Source organism: Streptomyces sp. NPDC046862, from assembly GCF_040704615.1.
Taxonomy (GTDB): Bacteria; Actinomycetota; Actinomycetes; order Streptomycetales; family Streptomycetaceae; genus Streptomyces.
On record NZ_JBEYXP010000028.1, the window covers coordinates 108589 to 128198 of the forward strand.

16 protein-coding genes and 1 pseudogene are annotated in these 19610 nt (G+C 71.2%); 7 read left to right on the forward strand and 10 right to left on the reverse strand.

The features are described 5' to 3' along the window. Positions 1-153: 153 nt before the first annotated feature. On the forward strand, positions 154-624 hold the full coding sequence (locus AB0959_RS28780; RefSeq protein ID WP_366829516.1) for a DUF6099 family protein: 471 nt from the start codon (positions 154-156) through the stop codon (positions 622-624). A 122-nt stretch (positions 625-746) separates the two neighbouring features. Here AB0959_RS28780 and AB0959_RS28785 read toward each other — a convergent pair whose 3' ends face one another. The 3 genes from AB0959_RS28785 to AB0959_RS28795 form a co-directional block, all read right to left on the reverse strand. Beyond that, on the reverse strand, positions 747-1613 hold the full coding sequence (locus AB0959_RS28785) for a PhzF family phenazine biosynthesis protein (RefSeq protein WP_366829517.1): 867 nt from the start codon (positions 1611-1613) through the stop codon (positions 747-749). 162 nt (positions 1614-1775) lie between these two features. After that, positions 1776-2726: a recombinase family protein gene (locus AB0959_RS28790; protein ID WP_366829518.1), complete on the reverse strand. Its 951-nt coding sequence runs from the start codon at positions 2724-2726 to the stop codon at positions 1776-1778. Positions 2727-3265: 539 nt separating this feature from the next. After that, a complete protein-coding gene (locus AB0959_RS28795) occupies positions 3266-5203 on the reverse strand; it encodes an AfsR/SARP family transcriptional regulator (protein WP_366829519.1) in 1938 nt (645 codons plus the stop codon). Positions 5204-5315: 112 nt separating this feature from the next. Here AB0959_RS28795 and AB0959_RS28800 point away from each other — a divergent pair, with 112 nt between their 5' ends. Continuing rightward, positions 5316-6194 (forward strand): alpha/beta hydrolase, encoded by an 879-nt coding sequence (locus tag AB0959_RS28800; protein ID WP_366829520.1) that lies wholly within the window; start codon positions 5316-5318, stop codon positions 6192-6194. Between the two features lie 344 nt (positions 6195-6538). Here AB0959_RS28800 and AB0959_RS28805 read toward each other — a convergent pair. Both AB0959_RS28805 and AB0959_RS28810 read right to left on the reverse strand, forming a co-directional pair. Beyond that, a pseudogene (locus AB0959_RS28805) lies at positions 6539-8203 on the reverse strand (DUF4158 domain-containing protein); the annotation flags it as partial. Between the two features lie 251 nt (positions 8204-8454). Then, positions 8455-8619, reverse strand: coding sequence for a hypothetical protein (locus AB0959_RS28810; protein ID WP_366829521.1), 165 nt, complete (start codon positions 8617-8619; stop codon positions 8455-8457). 243 nt (positions 8620-8862) lie between these two features. Here AB0959_RS28810 and AB0959_RS28815 point away from each other — a divergent pair, with 243 nt between their 5' ends. Next, positions 8863-9786 carry an LLM class F420-dependent oxidoreductase gene (locus tag AB0959_RS28815; RefSeq protein WP_366829522.1) on the forward strand — a complete coding sequence of 308 codons (924 nt, stop codon included), beginning with the start codon at positions 8863-8865 and terminating at the stop codon, positions 9784-9786. Between the two features lie 227 nt (positions 9787-10013). Next, positions 10014-10673: an alpha/beta fold hydrolase gene (locus AB0959_RS28820; RefSeq protein ID WP_366829523.1), complete on the forward strand. Its 660-nt coding sequence runs from the start codon at positions 10014-10016 to the stop codon at positions 10671-10673. Positions 10674-10695: 22 nt separating this feature from the next. Here AB0959_RS28820 and AB0959_RS28825 read toward each other — a convergent pair whose 3' ends face one another. The 5 genes from AB0959_RS28825 to AB0959_RS28845 form a co-directional block, all read right to left on the reverse strand. Continuing rightward, the gene (locus AB0959_RS28825; RefSeq protein ID WP_366829524.1) at positions 10696-12147 is read right to left on the reverse strand and encodes an FAD-dependent oxidoreductase; all 1452 of its coding nucleotides are present in this window, start codon (positions 12145-12147) and stop codon (positions 10696-10698) included. 169 nt (positions 12148-12316) lie between these two features. Further along, on the reverse strand, positions 12317-13549 hold the full coding sequence (locus tag AB0959_RS28830) for a polysaccharide pyruvyl transferase family protein (protein WP_366829525.1): 1233 nt from the start codon (positions 13547-13549) through the stop codon (positions 12317-12319). A 417-nt stretch (positions 13550-13966) separates the two neighbouring features. Next, the gene (locus tag AB0959_RS28835) at positions 13967-15094 is read right to left on the reverse strand and encodes a CapA family protein (RefSeq protein WP_366829526.1); all 1128 of its coding nucleotides are present in this window, start codon (positions 15092-15094) and stop codon (positions 13967-13969) included. 115 nt (positions 15095-15209) lie between these two features. Next, positions 15210-15674: an archease gene (locus AB0959_RS28840; RefSeq protein ID WP_366829527.1), complete on the reverse strand. Its 465-nt coding sequence runs from the start codon at positions 15672-15674 to the stop codon at positions 15210-15212. Next, positions 15664-15975: a hypothetical protein gene (locus AB0959_RS28845; protein ID WP_366829528.1), complete on the reverse strand. Its 312-nt coding sequence runs from the start codon at positions 15973-15975 to the stop codon at positions 15664-15666. Before AB0959_RS28845 ends, AB0959_RS28840 begins: the two co-directional genes overlap by 11 nt. A gap of 540 nt (positions 15976-16515) precedes the next feature. Here AB0959_RS28845 and AB0959_RS28850 point away from each other — a divergent pair. The 3 genes from AB0959_RS28850 (at position 16516) to AB0959_RS28860 (ending at position 19555) form a co-directional block, all read left to right on the forward strand. Beyond that, positions 16516-16713: a hypothetical protein gene (locus tag AB0959_RS28850; RefSeq protein WP_366829529.1), complete on the forward strand. Its 198-nt coding sequence runs from the start codon at positions 16516-16518 to the stop codon at positions 16711-16713. Positions 16714-16968: 255 nt separating this feature from the next. Then, positions 16969-17841 (forward strand): AraC family transcriptional regulator, encoded by an 873-nt coding sequence (locus tag AB0959_RS28855; protein WP_366829530.1) that lies wholly within the window; start codon positions 16969-16971, stop codon positions 17839-17841. 352 nt (positions 17842-18193) lie between these two features. Beyond that, positions 18194-19555: a beta-propeller fold lactonase family protein gene (locus AB0959_RS28860; protein ID WP_366829531.1), complete on the forward strand. Its 1362-nt coding sequence runs from the start codon at positions 18194-18196 to the stop codon at positions 19553-19555. Positions 19556-19610: the final 55 nt, after the last annotated feature.

Consider the following 19610-nt stretch of genomic DNA (forward strand, 5'->3'; position numbering starts at 1 on the left):
CCGGAGTTAACGAGTTGTCCGCAACCAACTTGTTGTCCACAGATTTCGGGCTTCCTCTGGCTTTTCGTCCCACGTGCCTTCACTCTGGGTAGTGGACAGTGGAGTTCGGGCGGACGTGCGAAGAGCACGTCAAGACAGACGGGGACGGTTCGCATGGACGCGATGCGGCTCATCCTGGCGAGCAGGCGTGCCCTGGCGGGGAGCGGGGAGGAGCGGGAGATCATGACGGAGGCGTGGCAGGCGCAGGCCCTGGCCCAGGCGATCGGCAGCCGCCTGGCGGTGTCGGGCCCGCCCGAACTGCGGGGTGAGGCCCTGGGGTTGACCGAGTTGGCGGGCAGAGGCTGCGGGGTCCTCGGCGCCCCGCAGCTGGACGTGGGGGCCTTACGCGCCTCCCAGCTCACCGAGTTGGGTGACGCCCGTCAGACCCTCCTCGGCCTGGGCGGTCTCCTCGGTGAGGTCGGTATAGCGCTCGTCGGCCTCGCTTCCGCGGCGGACGACCAGACGACGTACTGGCAGTGCATGGAGGCCATCGACGCGGCGGAGGAGTCCCGTGACCGGGTTCGGGAGATGCTGCGCCGCCTCGCGGTCCGGGAGGCGGCGGTCCCGGAGCGCGAGGCGGGCTGAGCGCGATGTGCAAGGCGAGGTGAGCACGGTGTGCAAGGCGGGGTGAGCACGGTGTGCAAGGCGGGGTGAGCACGGTGTGCAAGGCGGGGTGAGCGCGGGCGTGTGTGAGGCGGGGTGAGTGCCTACGCGATCGCCGAGGCCGTGCCGGAGACCGTGATGCCGCCTTCGGCCGGGATGTCGACCCGGAGAACACTGGGCCGGCCGACGTGCCTGCCCTGGCGGATCGTGATCGTGGCGGGCGCGTCGAGCAGTCCGGTGTCACGGAGGTACGCGCCGACGGACGCGGCAGCGGAGCCGGTGGCGGGATCCTCGGTGATCGCGCCGACGGGGAAGAGGTTGCGTGCTTCGAACTCCCCGTCGTTCCCCTCACCGAGCGCCTTCAGAACGGTGACCGTGCCGAGCCACCGCTGTTCGTCCATGAGCGTGCGCAGCACGTCCGGGTCGAAGGAGAAGCCGTCGAAGGTGTCCTGAGAGGCGAGGACCAGGACGGGATGGACGTTGCCGGCGAACGCCTCTCGTGGCGGACGGGCGGCGTCGAGATCGTCGTGCGAGAGCCCGAGGACGTCCAGCAGCCGCTTCAGGACGTCCGCGTCGATCGGCTCCACTCGCGGCTGGACGCTCGTGAAGGAGGCGGTCACCTGTCCGCCGGCCCGTGTGATGTCGATCCGCACCTCTCCGGCGGGAGTGTCGAAGAGGAACGCGTCGACGTCGATCCGCTCGGCCAGCGCGACCGCCGTCGCCACGGTGGCGTGCCCACAGAACGGCACCTCGGCGACGGGTGAGAAGTACCGCATGCCCACGCGGGGAGGCTTCTCGTCCTGTGGCGGTCGTACGACGAACGCGGTCTCGGCGTACCCCACCTCGGCCGCGACGGTCTGCATCTCCGCGTCGGACATCCCGCGAGCGTCCAGCACGACCCCCGCCGGGTTCCCACCCGAGGGATCCGCCGGAAAGGCCGCCAGCCGCAGCACAGAACCAAGATCACCCATGGTCACAACTCCCCCTCCTGCGTCCTGCCACGTGGAGACGAGCTTGTCACAGCGACGGTGTCGTGGGGCACCCCGATATCGAGCGGCGGCCGCGCGGCGAACGCGGGTGTGAGTAGTTGAGGTACAGGAAATCCCGGTGAGATTGATCTTGCTGGGCTTCTCCTACCGGTCGTCGTTCCGGGCCTGTGCGAGCAGCTGGGCCACCAGGTCGTCGGACCCGTCTTCGGCCTGGCGGGCCAGGTCGTCCAGCACGGTGTCGCCGTCGAGGACCTGCGCGGTGAGCCGTTCCATCAGCGCCGGGTCGGTGCCGCTGCCGGGCCCGGTGATGCGGGCGCGGACCGGACGGCGCGGGCCGATGACCTGTGCATCGTCGGACCCGGCGGTGTCTTCGTCCTCGGCGAGCGCCCGGTACAGCGAGGCGACCGAGGGGTGCTTGCCTGCGTTCTTGCCGGTCTTGATGGTGAGCTTGCCCGCGATCTCGGGGACGGGGACGCCGCGGTCCCGCAGTGCGCGGGCGAACAGCAGCGAGTCGTCGTCGATGACCTTGGGCCGTCCGCCGTGGTTGCCCTTGGCGGCCGCCGCCTGCTGTCCCTCCAGGGTCTTCTCGCGGATGTAGTTGCGGTCGAGCTGGGCGGCGACGGCGAGGACGGCAAAGAACATCGCGCCCATGCCGTTGGGGTCGTAGATGCCGGTGAGCGGGCCGGTGAGGAGTTCGAGCTGCACGCCAGCGGCCTGGAGCTGCCCGGAGAGGGTCATCAGCTCGGCGGCGTTGCGGGCGAGACGCTTGAGTTCGTGGACGGTGAGGATGACCTCTTGGTCGGGGGCGGCCTCCTTGATGTCGTACGCCAGTTTGAGGGCATTCTCCAGCTCGGGCCGGGTCTTGATGCGGGTGGAGATCTTCTCGGAGAAGATTCGCTTGCAGACCGGTTCGAGCGCGTCGAGCTGACTCTGGAGTTCCTGCTGCGCGGTCGAGCAGCGGGCGTACCCGATCCGGATCGGCTTGGCCGCGACGGCGGCCAGCAGGGCCGGGGCGGGCGGGCCCGCCTTCCACGGCCGCCCGGGGCCGCGGTCTTCCGGTACGAGTACCTCCAGCTCCTCGCGGAGCGCGGGCACGAGGATGAAGCGTGCGGTGTGATACTTCGTCGCGCACTTCCCACTGCGGGTGCGGCACGGGCTCCCGGCCGGGGCTTCACACTTCGGACAGTCGTTTCGTTCTACCGCGTTTGCGGCTTGATCGGGCGTCAGGTCCACCCGCGCAGTCTGTCAGAACTATCTCGCACAACACGCAGGTTTTGAGAGGAGTTCCGCGAACGGCGACCTGCGGATTCGTGAGCGGTTCCGGGGTGTTCGCAGAACTCTCGCAACTGGTCATTTATGCGAATCACCGAGCGTCACGCTTGTCACCAAGCAGTTGCAGACGGCCCGCTGGCCCCCACGATGCGGTTGACAGCAGGGACGACCAAGGCTGTCGCCTAGATTGCCACAGCGCCCTGCGCGAACGCCTACGGGCAGTGGATCACCACGCGTGGCGTCGAGACCGTCGCCGACCGCCTGGCGTCGCCGACGGATGCCCCTGAACGTCATGGCGACCTGATTCCGCCGGGGCCGTGGGGTGAGCGCGGACGGGCTCGGCGTTCGCGGATTGCGGTCGCTCACCTCGCTCCGGCGCATGCCTCCGCCTCTGCCAGGTACCGCGCCACGGGGCCCAGGGTCAGCATTCCGCTGGCGGCGCCGGCGTGTTCTGTACAGGCATCACGCAGGGCAGCCGCAGCGTGCGCGGCGATTCCGCGCTCGCCGAGGCGTACGGCGGCGCGGGCGGTCAGGCACCACATGGCCTCCTGCATGTGGTCACGCGCTGGTTCGGGAACCGCAGCGAGGGCGGTACGGGCCTGCTCGCCCCGGTCCTGGGCGAGCAGCACGAGGGGTCGCGTCCAGGGCCTGTACGGGCCCCAGTCGAGGTGCGGGTCGGTGGGCGCGGGCCGGTCGTGCAGCAGGCGCAGTCCCAGTAGGGCGAGCGGGAACAGGCCGCGGTGCAGCCCCGGCATTCCGGCCGTCCGGAGGGCGTCCTCGGCAGCGCGGTAGTGCGCTGCGGCCGTGGCGGCGGTCGGTCCGCCGGGTTCGGCGCTGCGGGCGGCCGTGGCCAGGGCCCTGAACCACCTGGTGAGGACGGAGACGAGGGGCGCCTCGGTGGTGGCGGCGAGCTGGTCGGCTGCATGGGCGTGCGAGGTCGCGGCGTCGAGGTCGCCGAGGGCCGAGGCGGATTGCAGGCGGACGAGTCGGCCGAGTACGGCGAAGTTCGGCAGCTCGTGCCGGGTGGACAGGTCGAGGATCTCGGCGCCGGTCCTGTTCCGTGCTGCCGCGAGCCCGGGGCTGCCGAAGGACTGCAGGAACACCCCGTTGAGGGCGAAGGCCAGCAGGGCGGGATCGGCCAGGTCCCGTGCCAGCTCCTCGGCCTGACGCGCCGCCTGCTGCGCGTGCTTCAGCTCGGTCCCGGACAGATCGGCGCTGCGGCTCTCGACGGCGACCGTGGCCAGGAGGCGGGCGCGCAGGTCGGCGGGGCCGTCTGGGCCGAGCCCGGTGAGCGTGCGCTCGGCAGCCGCGACGACGGCGCGGGACTGTTCGGGGTCGTCGGCCCGGCTCCAGAGGGCGGGCACGTCGTAGGCGCCGATGATCCGGGCGGTCAGGGAGAGGTCCCCCGTGCGTTCCGCCGCCTGGATGGCGGCGAGGCGGTCGCGCCGCGAGCGGACGAGGGCGTCGCCACCCGCCAGTGCGAGGGTGCGGGCCAGATCCACGGTGGTGCGCGGGCCGAGCCGGACACCAGGGCCGGTCCACGCGGTACGTGCTCCTTCGGGGGGCGCGGACCCGTTGAGGATGTCCGTCTCCAGGCGCTGAAGGCCGGCACCGGGGTCGAGTCCGAGTTGGTCAACGAGCATCGCGCGGGCACGGCGGAGGGTGGCCAGCGCGTCGGCCTGGCGGCCCGCGCGATACAGCGCGCGGGCAAGCAGCTCCCAGGCCGGCTCGCGCCACGGGTGTTCGGCGCCATGGGCACCGAGTTCGGCGACGAGGTCGGCCCCTTCCCCGGAGTCGAGGAGGATGCGGGCGCGAAGTTCCACCCCCTCCAACCTCAATTCCTCCAGCCGGGTCCGCTCGCGCTGCGCCCATGCGGAGCCGGTCACATCGGCGTAGGCGGGTCCGCGCCAGGCCGCGAGTGCCGTGCCGAGGTCGGTCACCGCGGCGGGGTTGCGGCGGGCTCGGGCCAGGGTGTCCTGGAACCGATGGACGTCAACGTCCTCGCGCGGCAGGCGCAGCGCGTAGCCGGGACCTTCGGTGACGATGACGCGCGGCGGATTGCGGGGCGGTCGGTCGGGTTCGAGGGCGCGGCGCAGCGCGGCGACGAACGTACGCAAAGCGCCCACGGCGCGGGCTGGCGGATCGGTCCACAGGTCATTGACAAGGGTGTCGGTGGTGACCATCCGTGCCTCGGCGGCGACGAGCCGGGCGAGTACCTCACGATGGCGGGGTCCGCCCAGGTCAACCGGGCTGCCGTCGTCGCGGAGGGCACGCACCACACCGAGCACGTCGATTCGCATGCCCCCATCCTCCGTGCCAGGGGCCGACTGCGCCCAACCGTACTGATCGGTTGCTGATCGCCGTCGCCCAAGCTGATCCGGTCAAGTCCCCGACCCGAAAGGGTGGTCCCTCATGACGCTCACCATTCCCGGCTTCGATCACATCCGCCTGCCCGGTGCGGATGGTGTGGAGCTGGCTGCAGCTGTCGGCGGCAGCGGCAGCCCGGTCGTGCTGTTGCACGGCTTTCCCCAGACCCACCTGATGTGGCGACACGTCGCCGAGCGGCTCGCCGACGAGCACACGGTGATCTGTCCTGACCTGCGGGGCTACGGCGCCAGCGACAAGCCGGCGGCCGCCGACCCCGATGTGTACGCCAAGCGCACCATGGCCGCCGACGTCGTGACCCTGGCGGCGGCGCTCGGCCACGAGCGCTTTGCCCTCGTCGGCCACGACCGAGGCGCCCTGGTCGCCTTCCGGGCGGGGTTGGACCACCCTGAGACCATCACGCACCTGGGCATCCTCGACATCGTGCCGACGCTCGACATGTGGAACGTCCTGCATGGCGCCTCGGCGTCGATCGGCTACCACCTCTTCCTGATGGCGCAGCCGCCGGGCCTGCCGGAGGCGATGATCGCAGGCAGCGCGGACGCGTTCTTCGGCTCGTTCCTCGACGCCTGGGCCAACGACCCCACCGCCATGCCCGGGGATGTGCGTGCCGAATACCTGCGCGCGAGCGCCGCGGCGGTGACGTCGATCGTCGCTGACTACCGGGCCTCGGCGGACATTGACATCATGCACGACCAGGCGGACCTGGACGCCGGGTCGCAACTGGCCATGCCCGTGACGGTCATCCAGCAGGACTGGGGCGCGCAGCTCGGCTACGACGCTGCCAGGGTGTGGAAGGCGTGGGCGCCGGACCTGGACCACCGGCTGACCCGCGCCGGGCACTTCATGGCCGAAGAGGCACCCGACGAGATCGCGGCCGCGATCCGGGGCCTGCTGGCCCGCTGAGCCTCCTGCTCTCGACTCGTCGGCTGGACCACCGTCGGTCGGCGAGCGCCAGGTTTTCGGCGATCAGCATTCTTTTCTTGCGCTGGATACCCAGGCGGTGCCGCCCGGCCTGCACGGGGTACAACGAGCGGCCTGACGTCTTGGGTGCGCCGGCGGTCAGTCCTCTTCCTCGTCGTCCTCGGCCGCGGGGTCGCGGAAGGGGCGCAGGCCCTGGCCGGGGCCGCTGGCCGTGATGTTGAACAGGTAGCGGCCCAGGAAGTTGATGTGCCGGTCCTTGAGCGGGAGAGGCGAGCTGCGTCCTCGTCCTTGATGTCGTGGCCCTCGGCGCGGAGCCGGGCCACGGCGGCATCCAGGCCCCGGACCAGCTGGTCCAGGTGCTCGGCGGCATCTTCGGACAGGGACAGGCCCGCCAGCACGTCCGCCTTCATCGCCTCCCACCGCGGCCCGTCCAACAGCCTCGCGCGCGGGTCCGCCCACCGGTTCGACGGCGAGGCGAACACGTCCCGCCGGTTCAGCGCGCGGTGCAGCTGCTCCAGCACACACACCACGTACGCGTCACGGTCGACCGCACCCTGCGGCAGCTTCGAGTTGGAGAACACCGCCCGCTTCCACATCGCCGGCACGAGTTCGGCGTCGACCTCGCGGGGCAGCAGCGGCCGGTCCTTGACCCGCCGCCGCGACAGCGCGGGCAGCCGGCGCACCGCAGCGAGCACCCGCCACCCGGCCGGGGCCGCGCCGAGCGCGTCCGACTCACCCAGCAGAGACAGGAACGGCCGGACGGTGTTGTAGCGCAGGGCCAGCTTCTCCCGCATCGCCGCCTCAGCCGACCCGTCGTCCTCCAGCACCAGGGCCTCCACGGTCGCGACCGCCCCCGCGACCGCCGTACGCGGCACGGCCTCCTCTACCGCCGCCCACAACGCGCCGACGTCCACGTCCGTCCCGGCCTCGGCGACCAGGTCCAGCTCCTCGGCCAGGATCTTCGACGCCTTCGCCAGGATGCGGGCCGCCTTCTCCAGCTGCGGCAGCATCGCAAGACGATCCCGGTCCGACGCCCGACGGGCCTGGCTGATCAGCCGGTTCGCCATCAGCACCGCGAACAGGTCCAGCGCGTCATCGACCGCCTGAGCCTCCAACTGACGCACCACCGCCGTCAACAGCGCGGTCCGCCGCGGCTCCGGCGCCCGCTCGATCGTCTGCGCCTTGCTCAACTGCCCGTACCGGGACAGCGTGGACAGCCGATTCACCGGCACCCGGGACAGGTTCACCCGCCCCAGCGCGAACGCCGAGATCTCCTCCACCCGCTCCATGGCCCGCACCATCGCCGTACCCGTCGACTTCGTCGGCGGAGTACGCAGCCGCTCCAGCTCAGAGACCCGCTTGCCCTCCGGCACCACCAGCAGCTCAGCCAGCGCCGGCGCGAGCGACGGATCAGCCTGGGACGCGGCGCGGGCCACCGCCTCGTACAAGCGCCGCTCGGCAACCGTCCGGGCCTCCGACACCTGCCGTGCCAACACCGAAACGCCGGGCAGCAGCACCCGGTTCTTCCGCAGCCACGTCACCGCGTGGTTGAACAGCGCCACCGGCCCCTCGGCATGCGTCCACGCCCGCCCGTACAGGAAGCCGCGGAACTCCCGCCCCCACTTCCGATCCGCGAAGTCCCGGTACTTGAACCGCTTCTGGATCTCCGCCGCGTGCTCATACACCGTCGACCGGCGCTCCGGGTACCCCTTCACGCACGAGGCATCGGCGATGCCGAGCTGTCCGGCCAGGCACTCCACGGCCTCCCACGGCACCGCAAGTGGGTCCTCACCCAGGAACCGGCCGATGTAGCGGACCGTGCAGATCTGCAAGGCCATGCCCAGGCGATGTGCGTCCATACGCCGCAGGGCGATCAGGTCGCGGTCGTCATCGTCGAGGAAGAAGAACCGCTCCAGTTCCGGGCGGGTGGGCACCTCGGTGAACGTCCCGTACGCCTCGGCCTGCTCATCAGTTAAAAATTCCACCGGCATGCGGCGGACGGTAGCCATGCCCCGGCAACGATCGAGGATCTTCCTCCGAACCCCCGCACCAGGCCGATCACGTGTGCTAGACGACCATGATCGTTCTCACCGGGATTTCCTGTACCTCAACTACTCACGCCCGGAACGCCCGGCAGTCGTGGGACCGGGCGTCGCGCTTGCGGGTGGGGTGTTTGGGGGTGTGGGTGTTGCCGGTGGTGAGGGAGGTGGGAGGGCGGGGGGCCGGGGGAGGGAGGAGGGGATCAGGCGTGGTCGGGGCCGTCCGTGAGGGTGGGGCGGGAGCCCGAGAGGTCCGCGTCGAGCTGGGACAGGTCGGCGTTGAGGGCCGCCATCAGCTCCTCCATCTGCTGGAGCAGCCCTTTGGGCTGCGCGGGCACGGCCTGTTCCGGCACGGCTTCCTGGGACATCAAGGCCTCCTCGGCCCTCGGCCCTCGGCACGGGGGCCACGTTGGGCAGGCGTCCCGGCAGCGGCCGCCGGCGACGGGTGCCGGGCGGTCCGGCTCCGCCCACGCCAACGATCACCGCTGGGGCGGGTCACTGAGAGGCCCCGCAGGCGGCGCCGGGTTGACGGAATTTCACTCGACCGAGGCGGCGAGGGACGGAGGGGACCAGTGGGGTTGACCCCTGTTCGAGCGTGCAGGATGGGAAGTATGGATCTCCGTATCTTCACCGAGCCCCAGCAGGGGGCGACCTACGACACCCTTCTCGGCGTCGCCAAGGCCACCGAGGACCTCGGCTTCGACGCCTTCTTCCGTTCTGACCACTATCTCCGCATGGGTTCGGTGGACGGCCTGCCCGGTCCCACCGACGCCTGGATCACCCTCGCCGGGCTGGCCCGGGAGACCAAGCGCATCCGGCTCGGCACCCTGATGACCGCAGGTACCTTCCGCCTGCCCGGGGTCCTCGCCATCCAGGTCGCACAGGTCGACCAGATGTCGGGCGGACGCGTCGAACTCGGCCTGGGCGCGGGCTGGTTCGAGGAAGAGCACAAGGCGTACGGGATCCCGTTCCCGAAGGAGAAGTTCGCCCGGCTCGAGGAGCAGCTCGCCATCGTCACCGGGCTGTGGGCGACGGAGGCCGGCAAGACCTTCAGCTACGAGGGCACCTACTACCAGTTGGCCGACTCGCCCGCGCTGCCCAAGCCCGCGCAGACCAAGGTGCCGGTGCTCGTCGGCGGGCACGGGGCGAGCCGCACGCCCCGCCTCGCCGGGCAGTACGCCGACGAGTTCAACATGCCGTTCGCCTCGGTCGAGGACAGCGAGCGGCAGTTCAACCGGGTGCGCGCGGCGGCCGAGCAGGCCGGACGCCGGGGCGACGACCTGGTGTACTCGAACGCCCTGGTCGTCTGTGTCGGCAAGGACGACGCCGAGGTCGCCCGCCGCGCCGCCGCGATCGGCCGCAAGGTCGACGAGCTCAAGGCCAACGGGCTCGCCGGCTCCCCGGCGGAGGTCGTCGACAAGATCGGCCGCTACCAGGCCGTCGGCTCCCAGCGGATCTACCTCCAGGTGCTCGACCTCGACGACCTGGACCACCTGGAGCTGATCTCCTCCCAGGTCCAGACCCAGCTGTCGTAGGCACAGCGCCGCCTCGCGCCGCTCGACGGCCGCAGGCCCGTCGAGCGGCGCGAGGCCGTGACATCCTGCGGCTCCGCCGCGTGGGCGCGACCAGCCACACACAACCGGAACGATCGGCCCGGACAGGGGTACACGGTGGGAACGATCGGCCGGGACGGGGTACGCGGTGGGGAGGACCCGGACACATCGATCCGCGGGGTCGGCCGACCTGGGAAGAAGGGATCCCGATGATCTCCGAGATGGTTCTGGTGCCCACCGACAGCGCGACCCTCCCGGGCGACCTCATCGTGCCGGAGCGGGCGCGGGCGGTGGTGCTGTTCGCGCACGGCAGCGGCAGCTCCCGGCACAGCCCGCGCAACCGGATGGTGGCCGCCGAGCTGCGGGCCGCGGGACTGGGCACGCTGCTGATGGATCTGCTGAACGAGCGGGAGGAGCGCGACGACGCGGCGACGGGCGAGCATCGCTTCGACATCCCGTTCCTCGGTCACCGCCTGGTGGCCGTGGTCGACTGGCTGGACACGCAGCTCGACACCCAAGGCCTCCCGATCGTCCTCTTCGGCGCCAGCACCGGCGCGGCCGCGGCCCTGGTCGCCGCCGCCGAGCGCCCGGACCGCGTGCTGACCGTGGTGTCGCGGGGCGGGCGGCCCGACCTGGCCGAGGACGCGCTGGAGGCCGTACGGGCGTCGGTGCTGCTGATCGTCGGCGGCGACGACGAGGTGGTGCTGCGGCTCAACGAAGAGGCGGCACGGCGGCTGGGAGGCCCGACTTCCGTGCACATCGTGCCGGGGGCCACCCACCTCTTCGAGGAACCCGGCGCGCTGGAGGAGGTCGCCGTCGCGGCCCGGCAGTGGTGCGTGGGCCGGCTGAAGTCGTCGCGGGACGGCTGAGATCATCGCGGGACCCGGGAAGTCATCGTGGGACGGCTGAAGTCCCGTCGGTGTGCAGCCGGGCGCCCTGCCGCAGCAGTTCCCGCTGGACGAGGGACGCGGGCACCTCTCGCGGGACGTGCCCCCGGCGGACGGACAGCGCCGCGCACACCCCGGCCGCCTGTCCGGTCGCCATCGCGATGGGCATCACCCGGTACGAGGAGTGCGCCACGTGCGTACCGGAGATGCAGCGCCCCGCCACCAGCAGACGGTCGGGACCGCGCGGCAGCAGGCAGCGCAACGGGATGTCGTAGAAGCGGCCGGTCGGCACCCGCCTGAGGAGGGTGCCCGTGCCCTCCGGGTTGTGGATGTCGACCGGGTAGGCGCCGTGCGCGATCACGTCCGGGAAGGACCGGGCGGCCAGGACGTCGTCGCCCGTCAGCTGGTAGTCGCCGACGACCCGGCGGCTCTCGCGGACACCGATGTGGGTGCCGCTCTGCACGACGTAGGAGTCCTCGAAGCCGGGCACGTGCGTGCGCAGGAAGTGGTCGATCTGCTCCAGCTGCCGGCGGGCCGTGTACTCGGCCCGGGTGAGGTCCCACACGCTGGTGCCGAGCGCTCTGGTGAGGCGGGTGCAGTTGACGCTGACCTCGTGCGGATGCGGGGTGGCGAAGAACAGCACGTCCTCGCGCGGCAGTTCCAGCTCGCCGTCCGCCGTGGCCTGCCGTACGAGGTCCCACAGCCCGTGCACGCCGCGCCACTGGTCGGGGTGCGCCCGCACGTACTCCGCGAATCGCTCCGGCAGGAACTCGGCGACGCGGAACATCAGTGTCATCGGCTGCACCAGCCCGTCCTCCGGACGCCCGATCTCGTACGGCGCCCCGCACGCGACCGCGACGTCACCGTCGCCCGTGCCGTCCACCACCACCTGCGCGTCGATCACGACCGGCCCGGACTTGGTCTCGAAGACCACCCGCCAGCCGTCGTCCAGGGGCAGCGGCAGCGTGGCGGAGGCGAAGGCGTGGAACAGCATCCGCACGCCCGCCTCGTCCATGAGGTCGAGCAGGACCCGTTTGAAGATCTCCGGGTCGAACGGCACGGTGTACCCGGTCCGAAGGGACGGCGGGACGCAGCCGCCGCGCGCCGTGAGCCGGTCGAGCAGCCGCCACAGGACACCCGCGACCACCGGTTCGCCCTCGCCGTGGTCGGTGGGCAGCAGCCGGGTGAGGTCCCCGGCCTCGGTGAACGCGGCCTGCTTGTGCTCGTTGTGGAACGACATCAGCGGCATGACGAGCGCCACGGTCGCGTTGCCGCCGAGGAAGCCGTAACGCTCCACGAGCACCACGTCCGCCCCCGCGTCGGCCGCGGCGATCGCGGCGGCGCACCCGGCGGGCCCGCCGCCCACCACCAGGACGTCGGTACGGCCCCCGTGCCGGGCGGGCCGCGGCGGCAGCGTGACGGTGCGGTGCTCTGGGGGCTCTTCCAGGATCGGCATCGGCGTCCTCCGCGCCCTGGACGGGTCCGGTCGGGGCCGGACGCTTCCCATCGGGTCCGATCGGTCCGGTCGGTCGGTCGGTCGGTCGGGTCGGGTCTGGTCGGTCCGGGTCGGGTGGGGTCCGGCCGGTCCGGCCGGGCCCGCTCGGGTCGGTCCGCTTACGGGCAGGTCACGCGCTCAGCGGGCGGACCTCCGAGGCGATCGGCGGCGACTGTGCCGCCTGCGTGGGCGCGGCCCTGTCGAGGCCGTCGAGCAGGTTCCCGCACCGGACGCAGGTCTCCTCGGCGAGCGCGCGCAGTTCCCGCACCCTGGACCGCAGTACCGCACGGCGCTGCGGATACTCGTCCCAGAGCCGGTCCACCTCCGCCAGCAGCAGTCCGGCCTGCTCGCGCGCCACCCCCACCAGGGCCGGCGCCCCGATGCGGCGCGCGAAGTCGAAGACCTTGCCGGAGTACGGCAGCGGCAGCACCGGCAGCCCGGACAGCGCGGCGAAGATCACGAAGTGCAGACGCATACCGACGGCCAGGTCCAGGTGGCGCATGAAACCGAGGAGCTGCCCGGGACTGTAGGCGCCGTGCAGGATCCGTCCCTTGTCCGGGGCGGTCATGTGGGACAGCACCGCGTGGGCGTGCCGCACGTCGTGGCGCTCCATCGGCAGGAACACCACGTGCGCGTCCAGGCGCCGTACGAGGAAGTCGGCGACGTCGGCGAGCAGCGCGTGGTACCCGCCCTCGTCGAGGTGCTCGGCCGCGCGGCCCGGCTCCCGCACCGACATCCCCACCAGCCGGGCGCCCGCCGGTATGCCCTCGTCGCTCAGCATCCGGTCGGTGAACGGCTCCGGTGCCAGCAGCAGCGCGGGATCCGCGGTGACGACGATCTCCCGCTCGACCCCGACCTCCTCGAGGACGAGCCGGGACTCCTCGTCCCGCACCACGACGTCGTCCATCTCCGCCAGGACGGTGCGCACCGCCTCCCGGTCGTCCGGCTCCCGCAGCGGCCCGGCGCCGACGGCGTAGGCGAACGTGCGCACACCGCGTTCCTGCGCGGCCCGCACCAGCCGCAGATAGCGGCGGGCCTCGCCGTCGTAGAGGATGCCGCCGCCGCCCAGCACCAGCAGGTCGAGGCCGGTCAGCGCGTCCAGCACCTGGTTGCGGCTGACGCCCTCCCAGTCCACCACCTCGTCCGCGTCGCGGCGGTGGGTACGGGTGTGCTCCGCGTTCCGGCTGAAGACGACGAGCCGGGCCTGTGGGCGCAGGGCGCGAAGACAGCCCAGCAGACAGGTCAGGATCGACTCGTCACCCATGTTGAAGCCGCCGTACGAGCCGAGCAGGCCGATGCGTGGGCCAGCGGGCGTGCCCGACGCCGCGACGCCCGGCGGTGGCTCCGGTGGGGCTGTGTTCATCCGGTGGGCTCCCGTCACGTCGGAGTCGGGTCGGTCGGGGGGAGTGGGGAGTGGGGAGGGGGTGAACGGCTCGATCTGGGGGCGGTCGGCAGGGTGGATGCGAGCGGTGGGGTTCGCACCGTGGGGCGGAACGCGGCGGGGGCCGGGTGCGCCGGAACGCCGGGCGGCGCGCGTGGGCCGCCCGCATCTCAGCGTGGCGCAGGTCGCCCCGCCGGGCGAGCGGGAACGCCCGCCGGCCCGGCCCCGCGCACGCTGCAAGGACCCGACCGACCGACTCCCACCTGCGCGGACGTACGGCGACAGGCGGCGACGCGGTGCGTCCCGGGCGTCGGCGATCCGGTGACCGCGGTGTCCGGGCCCTCGGGCCGTTCCCGTGTCATGGAGCCCATGCCCATGGAGCCCTTTCACGGGCCCTGGTCATGAGGGTCCGGCCGTGGTCGTGGGATGCGCCAGCGTGAGCGTGCCGTCGGCCGTCAGGCTGATGCGGACGCCGTCGCTGATGCGGTCGAGGGTGGCCCGCAGCCAGGCGCGGTCCTCGTCCGGCGCGGGTTCCAGCCGCATACGGCGGGCCCGGAGGGGCACCATGCGCAGTCCGGTGAGCCGCCCGGTGTCCGCCGCCAACGAGACGAGGTGGACGAGCCGGAGGTCGTCGCGGTACTCCTCGTACCCGGCGATGCCCTCGTAGTCGTCGATGAAGTCGCCGCAGCCGTGCAGGATCAGCCGCTCGCGGTACACCTCCACGCGTCGCGGGTGATGCGAGGAGTGACCGTGGACGACGTCGACACCGCCGTCCACCAGGGCGTGCGCGAAGCGGAGCTGCTCCCGGGGGACGCGGTATCCCCAGTTGGAACCCCAGTGCACGGACACGACCACGATGTCGCCCGGACGCCTGGCCCGCCGTACGTGCCGGACCACCGCGTCGGCCGTGGCCGCCGACAGACCGGGGACGTACGCGACGCCGGGCACCTCCGCGGTCGCCGCCCAGTCTGGCGGGATGCCGCTGCACCGGGCGCCGAGCGAGAACACCAGCACACGGCCCCCGCCGGCGACGGGCACCTCCGCGGGCGCGTACGCCTCGTCGGCGTCCCGTCCGGCACCGACCGCGCGCAGGCCCGCGCGGGCCAGGGAGTCGAGCGTCTCCGTCAGGCCCGGGCGGCCGAAGTCCAGCATGTGGTTGTTGGCCAGACCGCACACGTCGGGCCGGGCCACCGCCAGTGCGGGCAGGTTCTCCGGGTGCATGCGGTAGTGGACGGCCTTGCCGTACGCGAACGCGTCACGCCGTGTCACGGACGTCTCCAGGTTCACGATCCGGGCGTCCGGGGCGGCCTCCGCCAGCACCCGCAGTGCCTCGCCCCACGGCCAGGAGGGTTCGACGGGGGCGGGGATGGGGCCGCTCGCCGACTCCGCGAGCCGGACGTACTCCCGGGCGTCCCTGACGTAGTCCTCCCGCAGTTCCGGATCACCGGGGTGCGCGAGGATCTGGTCGACACCGCGCCCGAGCATCACATCGCCGCACAGGAACAGCGTCACCACGCCGCCGCCCATGTCCCCACAGTAAGGCGCCCGCGGGGTGATGCGCCCCTGTCCCGGCCGGGAGGGGGACGTGAGCGCGGTCGTGGCGGTCGGCGAACAGCAGCCGTACTCCGGCCGTGCCCCGCCCTCACGCGTCGATCGTCACCGCGCACGACCAGCCGTACGGGCCGGGCGCGATGTGCAGCTCGTGCCACGAGACCGCCTTCGGAGTGGCACCGGTGACCTCCACCGCCGTCAGCTCCGCCACCGCCAGCCGCACGTCGAGGCCGTCGCCGGGTTCGTCGGACGTGTCCACCTCCACGTCCACGGGCACCCTGCCGTGCTCCTCCAGCCGGAAGAGGACCTCGTCCAGCAGTGTGGCCAGCAGGTCGTCGTCGGTGTCCTCTGCCAGGCGGACGCGTTCCACGGCGATGGGGCGCACCGCCGAGACGTCGGCGAAGCACTCCACCATGCCCAGCACCACCTCCGCCAGACAGCGCTCCCGGCTGGCACCCCAGGCCTCGACGCGGATGTCGGCGGTGTGCGGCACCGTGCGATGGCCGTCGACGCCCTGTCGCCGCGCTCGCAGGTCGTCGTCAGGATCACCGACCATGGTCGTCCCCGGTCCCTTCGTGGTGTCGCACCGTGGTGGTCTCATGCGTCCTGCCGGGCCCCCGCGGTCTGCGGTGCCGGGGGTGTGCGGACCCGCTCCGCACCAGGACCAGACCGAGGCCCAGGCAGAAGAGGACGGCCAACGCCAGACCCGAGCAGAAGATCGCGAGGGAGTTCATGGTGACGATGTCCTGGTCGAACACCGACACGGTGTACTCGGGGCCGCCGGACAGGTTGTAGGCGATCACCAGGCCGGTGAACGCACCCGTGGCCGCGAGGAGGAGCAGTCCGATGTACAGCATCCGGGTCATCTCCTCAGAAGGTGGGCGTGAACGGCGAGTACCCAGAAATGCGCACCTGTGTCCGGACGCCGCACCGGACCCGCCACAGAGCGGTGGTGGGTGGTCGCAGGGCGTGGGGACGGTCCGCAGGTGATCGGCTCTCTCTCCGGGCGGCGGCGCCCCGGTCGCCAGCCGAAACTTCGGTGAACCTGCACACCGTTCACCGACCGGTCGTAAGGAACCTGAACAGTCGTCACAGACGCGCGGGTGCTCAATGGGTTTGGCGCCGAAGTGTCCGCTCTGGGGCAGTCGGTGGCAACGATCCTGCGTGCAGCGGGACGGCAGGCCCTGTGAAGGAGTCGGTCGCGCCGGTCATGGTGCGATCACACCGGTGAAGTCCCTCTGCTCACCGCGTCCCGTTCGAGCCTCGGGCGGCTGGCCGTCATCCTGTCGGCGTGTTTGGATCCTGCGCGTGGCGCACGTCGCCCGGACCGGCTCCTGACGCCGGGACGGGGCGAGCTCTGCCACTCACACGTGCTCATTCGAAGGGAACAGCCCGTCATGAACGTCACTCCCCAGGTTGCAACCGCCGAGATCTCCGACGCCGCTCTGGACAACGTCTCCGGTGGTCTCGCAGGCGGCGCCTCCGGCGGTCTCTCCCTCGAGACGCCGCTCGCGGACGTCTGCGCCGACCTCCTGGCCGTTGCCTCGCCCGCGGGCCTCACGGCGGGTGGCGGCCTCCACGTCGCGGCCAACTGAGCGAAGCCTGTCCCCTTCGGCCCCCGGGATCGGATGATCCCGGGGGCCGACGGCATGCCGGCTTCGCGGGGACACTGTCAAGAACTGTGAAGCACGCGTACGGATTGGCTGCCATGCCGGGCGGCCCACGAGGGTATGGCGGAGCTGTCAGGCGGTTTGCTTGGGACCGTCCCTTGGGGTGAGGGGAGCCTCTCGGTGGTTCATGGGGCACATGGCGGCATTGCGGGTGCGGGTACGGGTACGGGTGGGGTCGAGGTGGCGCGGCTCGGTGGTCTGTGGCGGGTCACGCGGCCCTGGCATCCGGGGCTCAGGCCGTTCCTGCGCAGTTGTGTCGGCTACTGGGAAGCGGTGACCTCGCCGTACGAGGCGCGGTTGGTGCCGACCGGGCACGCGACCTTGGTGATCAGCCTCGCGGAGCCGTTCTCCGAGGTCCGCCGGCTGGGTGTAGCGGGCGGGTCGAGCGGGAGGATCGGGTCGCTGGTGGTGGGGCTGGAGGACCGGCCCGCGATCTGTGTGCATCCCGGCGGCCAGGAGGCGATCCGGGTCGAGTTCACGCCCCTGGGCGCCTACCGGCTGTTCGGCATGCCGATGAACGAGCTGACGAACCTCGCCGTCGGGATACGGGACGTGCTGGGGCCCGAGGCCGGGACCCTGGTGGAGCGGCTGGCGTCCACCCGGGACTGGTCGGCCAGGTTCGACCTGCTGGACGCGGCGCTGCTCGCCCGGATCGGGCGCGGACCCGAGCCCGCGCCCGAGGTCGGCCACGCCTGGCGACTGCTCTCCGGCAGTGCGGGGGCGATCCCGATCGCCCGTATCGCCGCCGAAGTGGGATGGAGCCAGGGCTACCTGATCCGGCGGTTCACGCAGCAGGTCGGGTTGACGCCCAAGTCGTCGGCCCGGGTTCTGCGCTTCCGCCACGCCGTGGCGATGCTCGGCCGCGGGGCCGCGAGCCTCACCGAGATCTCGACGGCCTGCGGCTTCTACGACCAGGCGCACCTCAACCGCGAGTTCCGGGCCATCGCCGGCACCACACCCGGACAGATGGTGGCCTCCCGCCGGGTGGAGGGGGCACTGGCACTCTCGGCGAGTGCAAATTCGTCCAAGACCGGACCGGTCGTCGGCCGATAGCGTCCCCGCTTGTACGGCCGATGGCCGGTCGGGCGGCGCGGGGGACCGTCCGATCGGCCCGGCGGCGACCGGTTCGGCGTCGACCGATTTGGCGTCGACCGGCCCGCGACTCGGGTACGAGACCGTCTGGAGCACCAGGATCTCGTCCTCCGCGCGCCCGCCCCGCGAAGCCGATGATCCAGGTCAGGCATCGGCGGATGGATTGACGGCGGACTCTCCGTCAGTTCCCAGCTGTCTCCCCGTGTTTCCTCTGTCGCACGGGCCAGAGTCGAGCGGCGCGCCTCCAGGATGCGGGTGTGCACGGGAGCCGCCCGCCGACAGCAGGCCGGGCAGAATTCAAGGAGAGAATGAAATGCACGGAAAGTCGATGTCGCGACGCACCTTCGTTCAGGGTTCCGGGGTTGCCCTGGGGTCTTCCTTCCTCGCTTCCCCTGCCTCTGCTTCCTCTGCAAGTGCGGACGGCCGACGTCTTTTCGCCTATGTCGGCCTCGGAACCGAAGGATGGAACGGAGGGTCTACCGGCGGCGGCATCAAGGCCTTTCGCGTCGACATGGCCGACGGATCGCTGGAGCCGGTGAGCGAGACAGGGTCGGAATTCGCGGACATGAATTGCGACGGTATTTGTACGTCGCTCGACGGGCGCTTCGTTTATGGCACCAATCGTACGACAGCGCAGGACGGCATACCCGGTTACGGCGGTGGAGTCTATGCGTTCGCCATCAACTCCACCGATGGATCGCTGAAGCACCTCAAGACCGCGCATTCCATGGGCTCCAATCCGTCCGGCGTTCTGGTCGACCGTACGAACGGCAGGCTGGTCGCGAGCAATCGCGGGGCGATCAGCAGGGTCACGCTGATCGTGAAAAAGCGGGGCGCGTGGGCCATCGAGCGGCCTACGGACGATGCCACCGTCGCGCTGTTCCCTCTCGGAGCGGACGGGGCGATGGGTGACCCCTTGGACGTTGCCACCTTCACCGAAGGGATGGCGCCCGGGAGCGAAGAGCTGCGGCCCGAGAATCTGGGGGCGGACTCCATGGTGCAGAACGGCCCGGCGTGCCACGGCATAGCACTCGACAGCACAGAACGCTGGATCATCGCGACGGACAACGGCTACGACCACATCTATGTCTACCCCTACGGTCCCCGTTCTCGCCGACTGACGGGAAAGGCGTTCCCGGTGGCGCCGGGATCGGGGCCCAGGCACGTTGCGACACATCCGAAGGCTCCGTTCTTCTTCGTCACCAACGAATGGTCCCCATCCATCTCCGCCTTTCAATTGAATGAAAAGACCGGCGACGTCCGACACATTCAAACGATCGGTGTCTCGGCCGACGATCTTACGCCGGACAAGTACGAAGGCAGCGTCTTCGAGTACGACGGTCCTTCACCGGCGGACATACGCGTGCACCCGAACGGCCGGTTCGTCTACGCCTCCACGCGCCGGACAAGGAGCTCCAAGGGCGGGAACGACACCATTACAGTCTATGCGTTCGACCAGGGTACGGGTCGTTTGACATTCGTGGACGAGGTCGAGACCGGAGGGAAAATGCAGCGCGAGTTCAATATCGAGCCGTCCGGCACGTTCCTTTTCGCCTGCAACATGGACTCGAACAACGTGACCACGTTCGCCCTGGACGGCGAGACCGGCAGGATGAGTCACGTCGCAACGACCACGGTGCCCCGCGCAGCGGTCATCAGCTTCGCGTCGCTCTGACCCGCCGGGCGGCAACCCTGATCGTTCCTCGGGCCGAGCGAGCATGGGTGAGCGG

What these genes read in the sequence shown, in the direction of transcription:
- AB0959_RS28780 (WP_366829516.1), top strand. Translation starts at nt 154, where the DNA reads ATGGACGCGATGCGGCTCATCCTGGCGAGCAGGCGTGCCCTGGCGGGG.
- AB0959_RS28785 (WP_366829517.1), bottom strand. Translation starts at nt 1,613, where the DNA reads ATGGGTGATCTTGGTTCTGTGCTGCGGCTGGCGGCCTTTCCGGCGGAT.
- AB0959_RS28795 (WP_366829519.1), bottom strand. Translation starts at nt 5,203, where the DNA reads ATGCGAATCGACGTGCTCGGTGTGGTGCGTGCCCTCCGCGACGACGGC.
- AB0959_RS28800 (WP_366829520.1), top strand. Translation starts at nt 5,316, where the DNA reads ATGACGCTCACCATTCCCGGCTTCGATCACATCCGCCTGCCCGGTGCG.
- AB0959_RS28810 (WP_366829521.1), bottom strand. Translation starts at nt 8,619, where the DNA reads ATGTCCCAGGAAGCCGTGCCGGAACAGGCCGTGCCCGCGCAGCCCAAA.
- AB0959_RS28815 (WP_366829522.1), top strand. Translation starts at nt 8,863, where the DNA reads ATGGATCTCCGTATCTTCACCGAGCCCCAGCAGGGGGCGACCTACGAC.
- AB0959_RS28820 (WP_366829523.1), top strand. Translation starts at nt 10,014, where the DNA reads ATGATCTCCGAGATGGTTCTGGTGCCCACCGACAGCGCGACCCTCCCG.
- AB0959_RS28825 (WP_366829524.1), bottom strand. Translation starts at nt 12,147, where the DNA reads ATGCCGATCCTGGAAGAGCCCCCAGAGCACCGCACCGTCACGCTGCCG.
- AB0959_RS28830 (WP_366829525.1), bottom strand. Translation starts at nt 13,549, where the DNA reads ATGAACACAGCCCCACCGGAGCCACCGCCGGGCGTCGCGGCGTCGGGC.
- AB0959_RS28835 (WP_366829526.1), bottom strand. Translation starts at nt 15,094, where the DNA reads ATGGGCGGCGGCGTGGTGACGCTGTTCCTGTGCGGCGATGTGATGCTC.
- AB0959_RS28840 (WP_366829527.1), bottom strand. Translation starts at nt 15,674, where the DNA reads ATGGTCGGTGATCCTGACGACGACCTGCGAGCGCGGCGACAGGGCGTC.
- AB0959_RS28845 (WP_366829528.1), bottom strand. Translation starts at nt 15,975, where the DNA reads ATGCTGTACATCGGACTGCTCCTCCTCGCGGCCACGGGTGCGTTCACC.
- AB0959_RS28850 (WP_366829529.1), top strand. Translation starts at nt 16,516, where the DNA reads ATGAACGTCACTCCCCAGGTTGCAACCGCCGAGATCTCCGACGCCGCT.
- AB0959_RS28860 (WP_366829531.1), top strand. Translation starts at nt 18,194, where the DNA reads ATGCACGGAAAGTCGATGTCGCGACGCACCTTCGTTCAGGGTTCCGGG.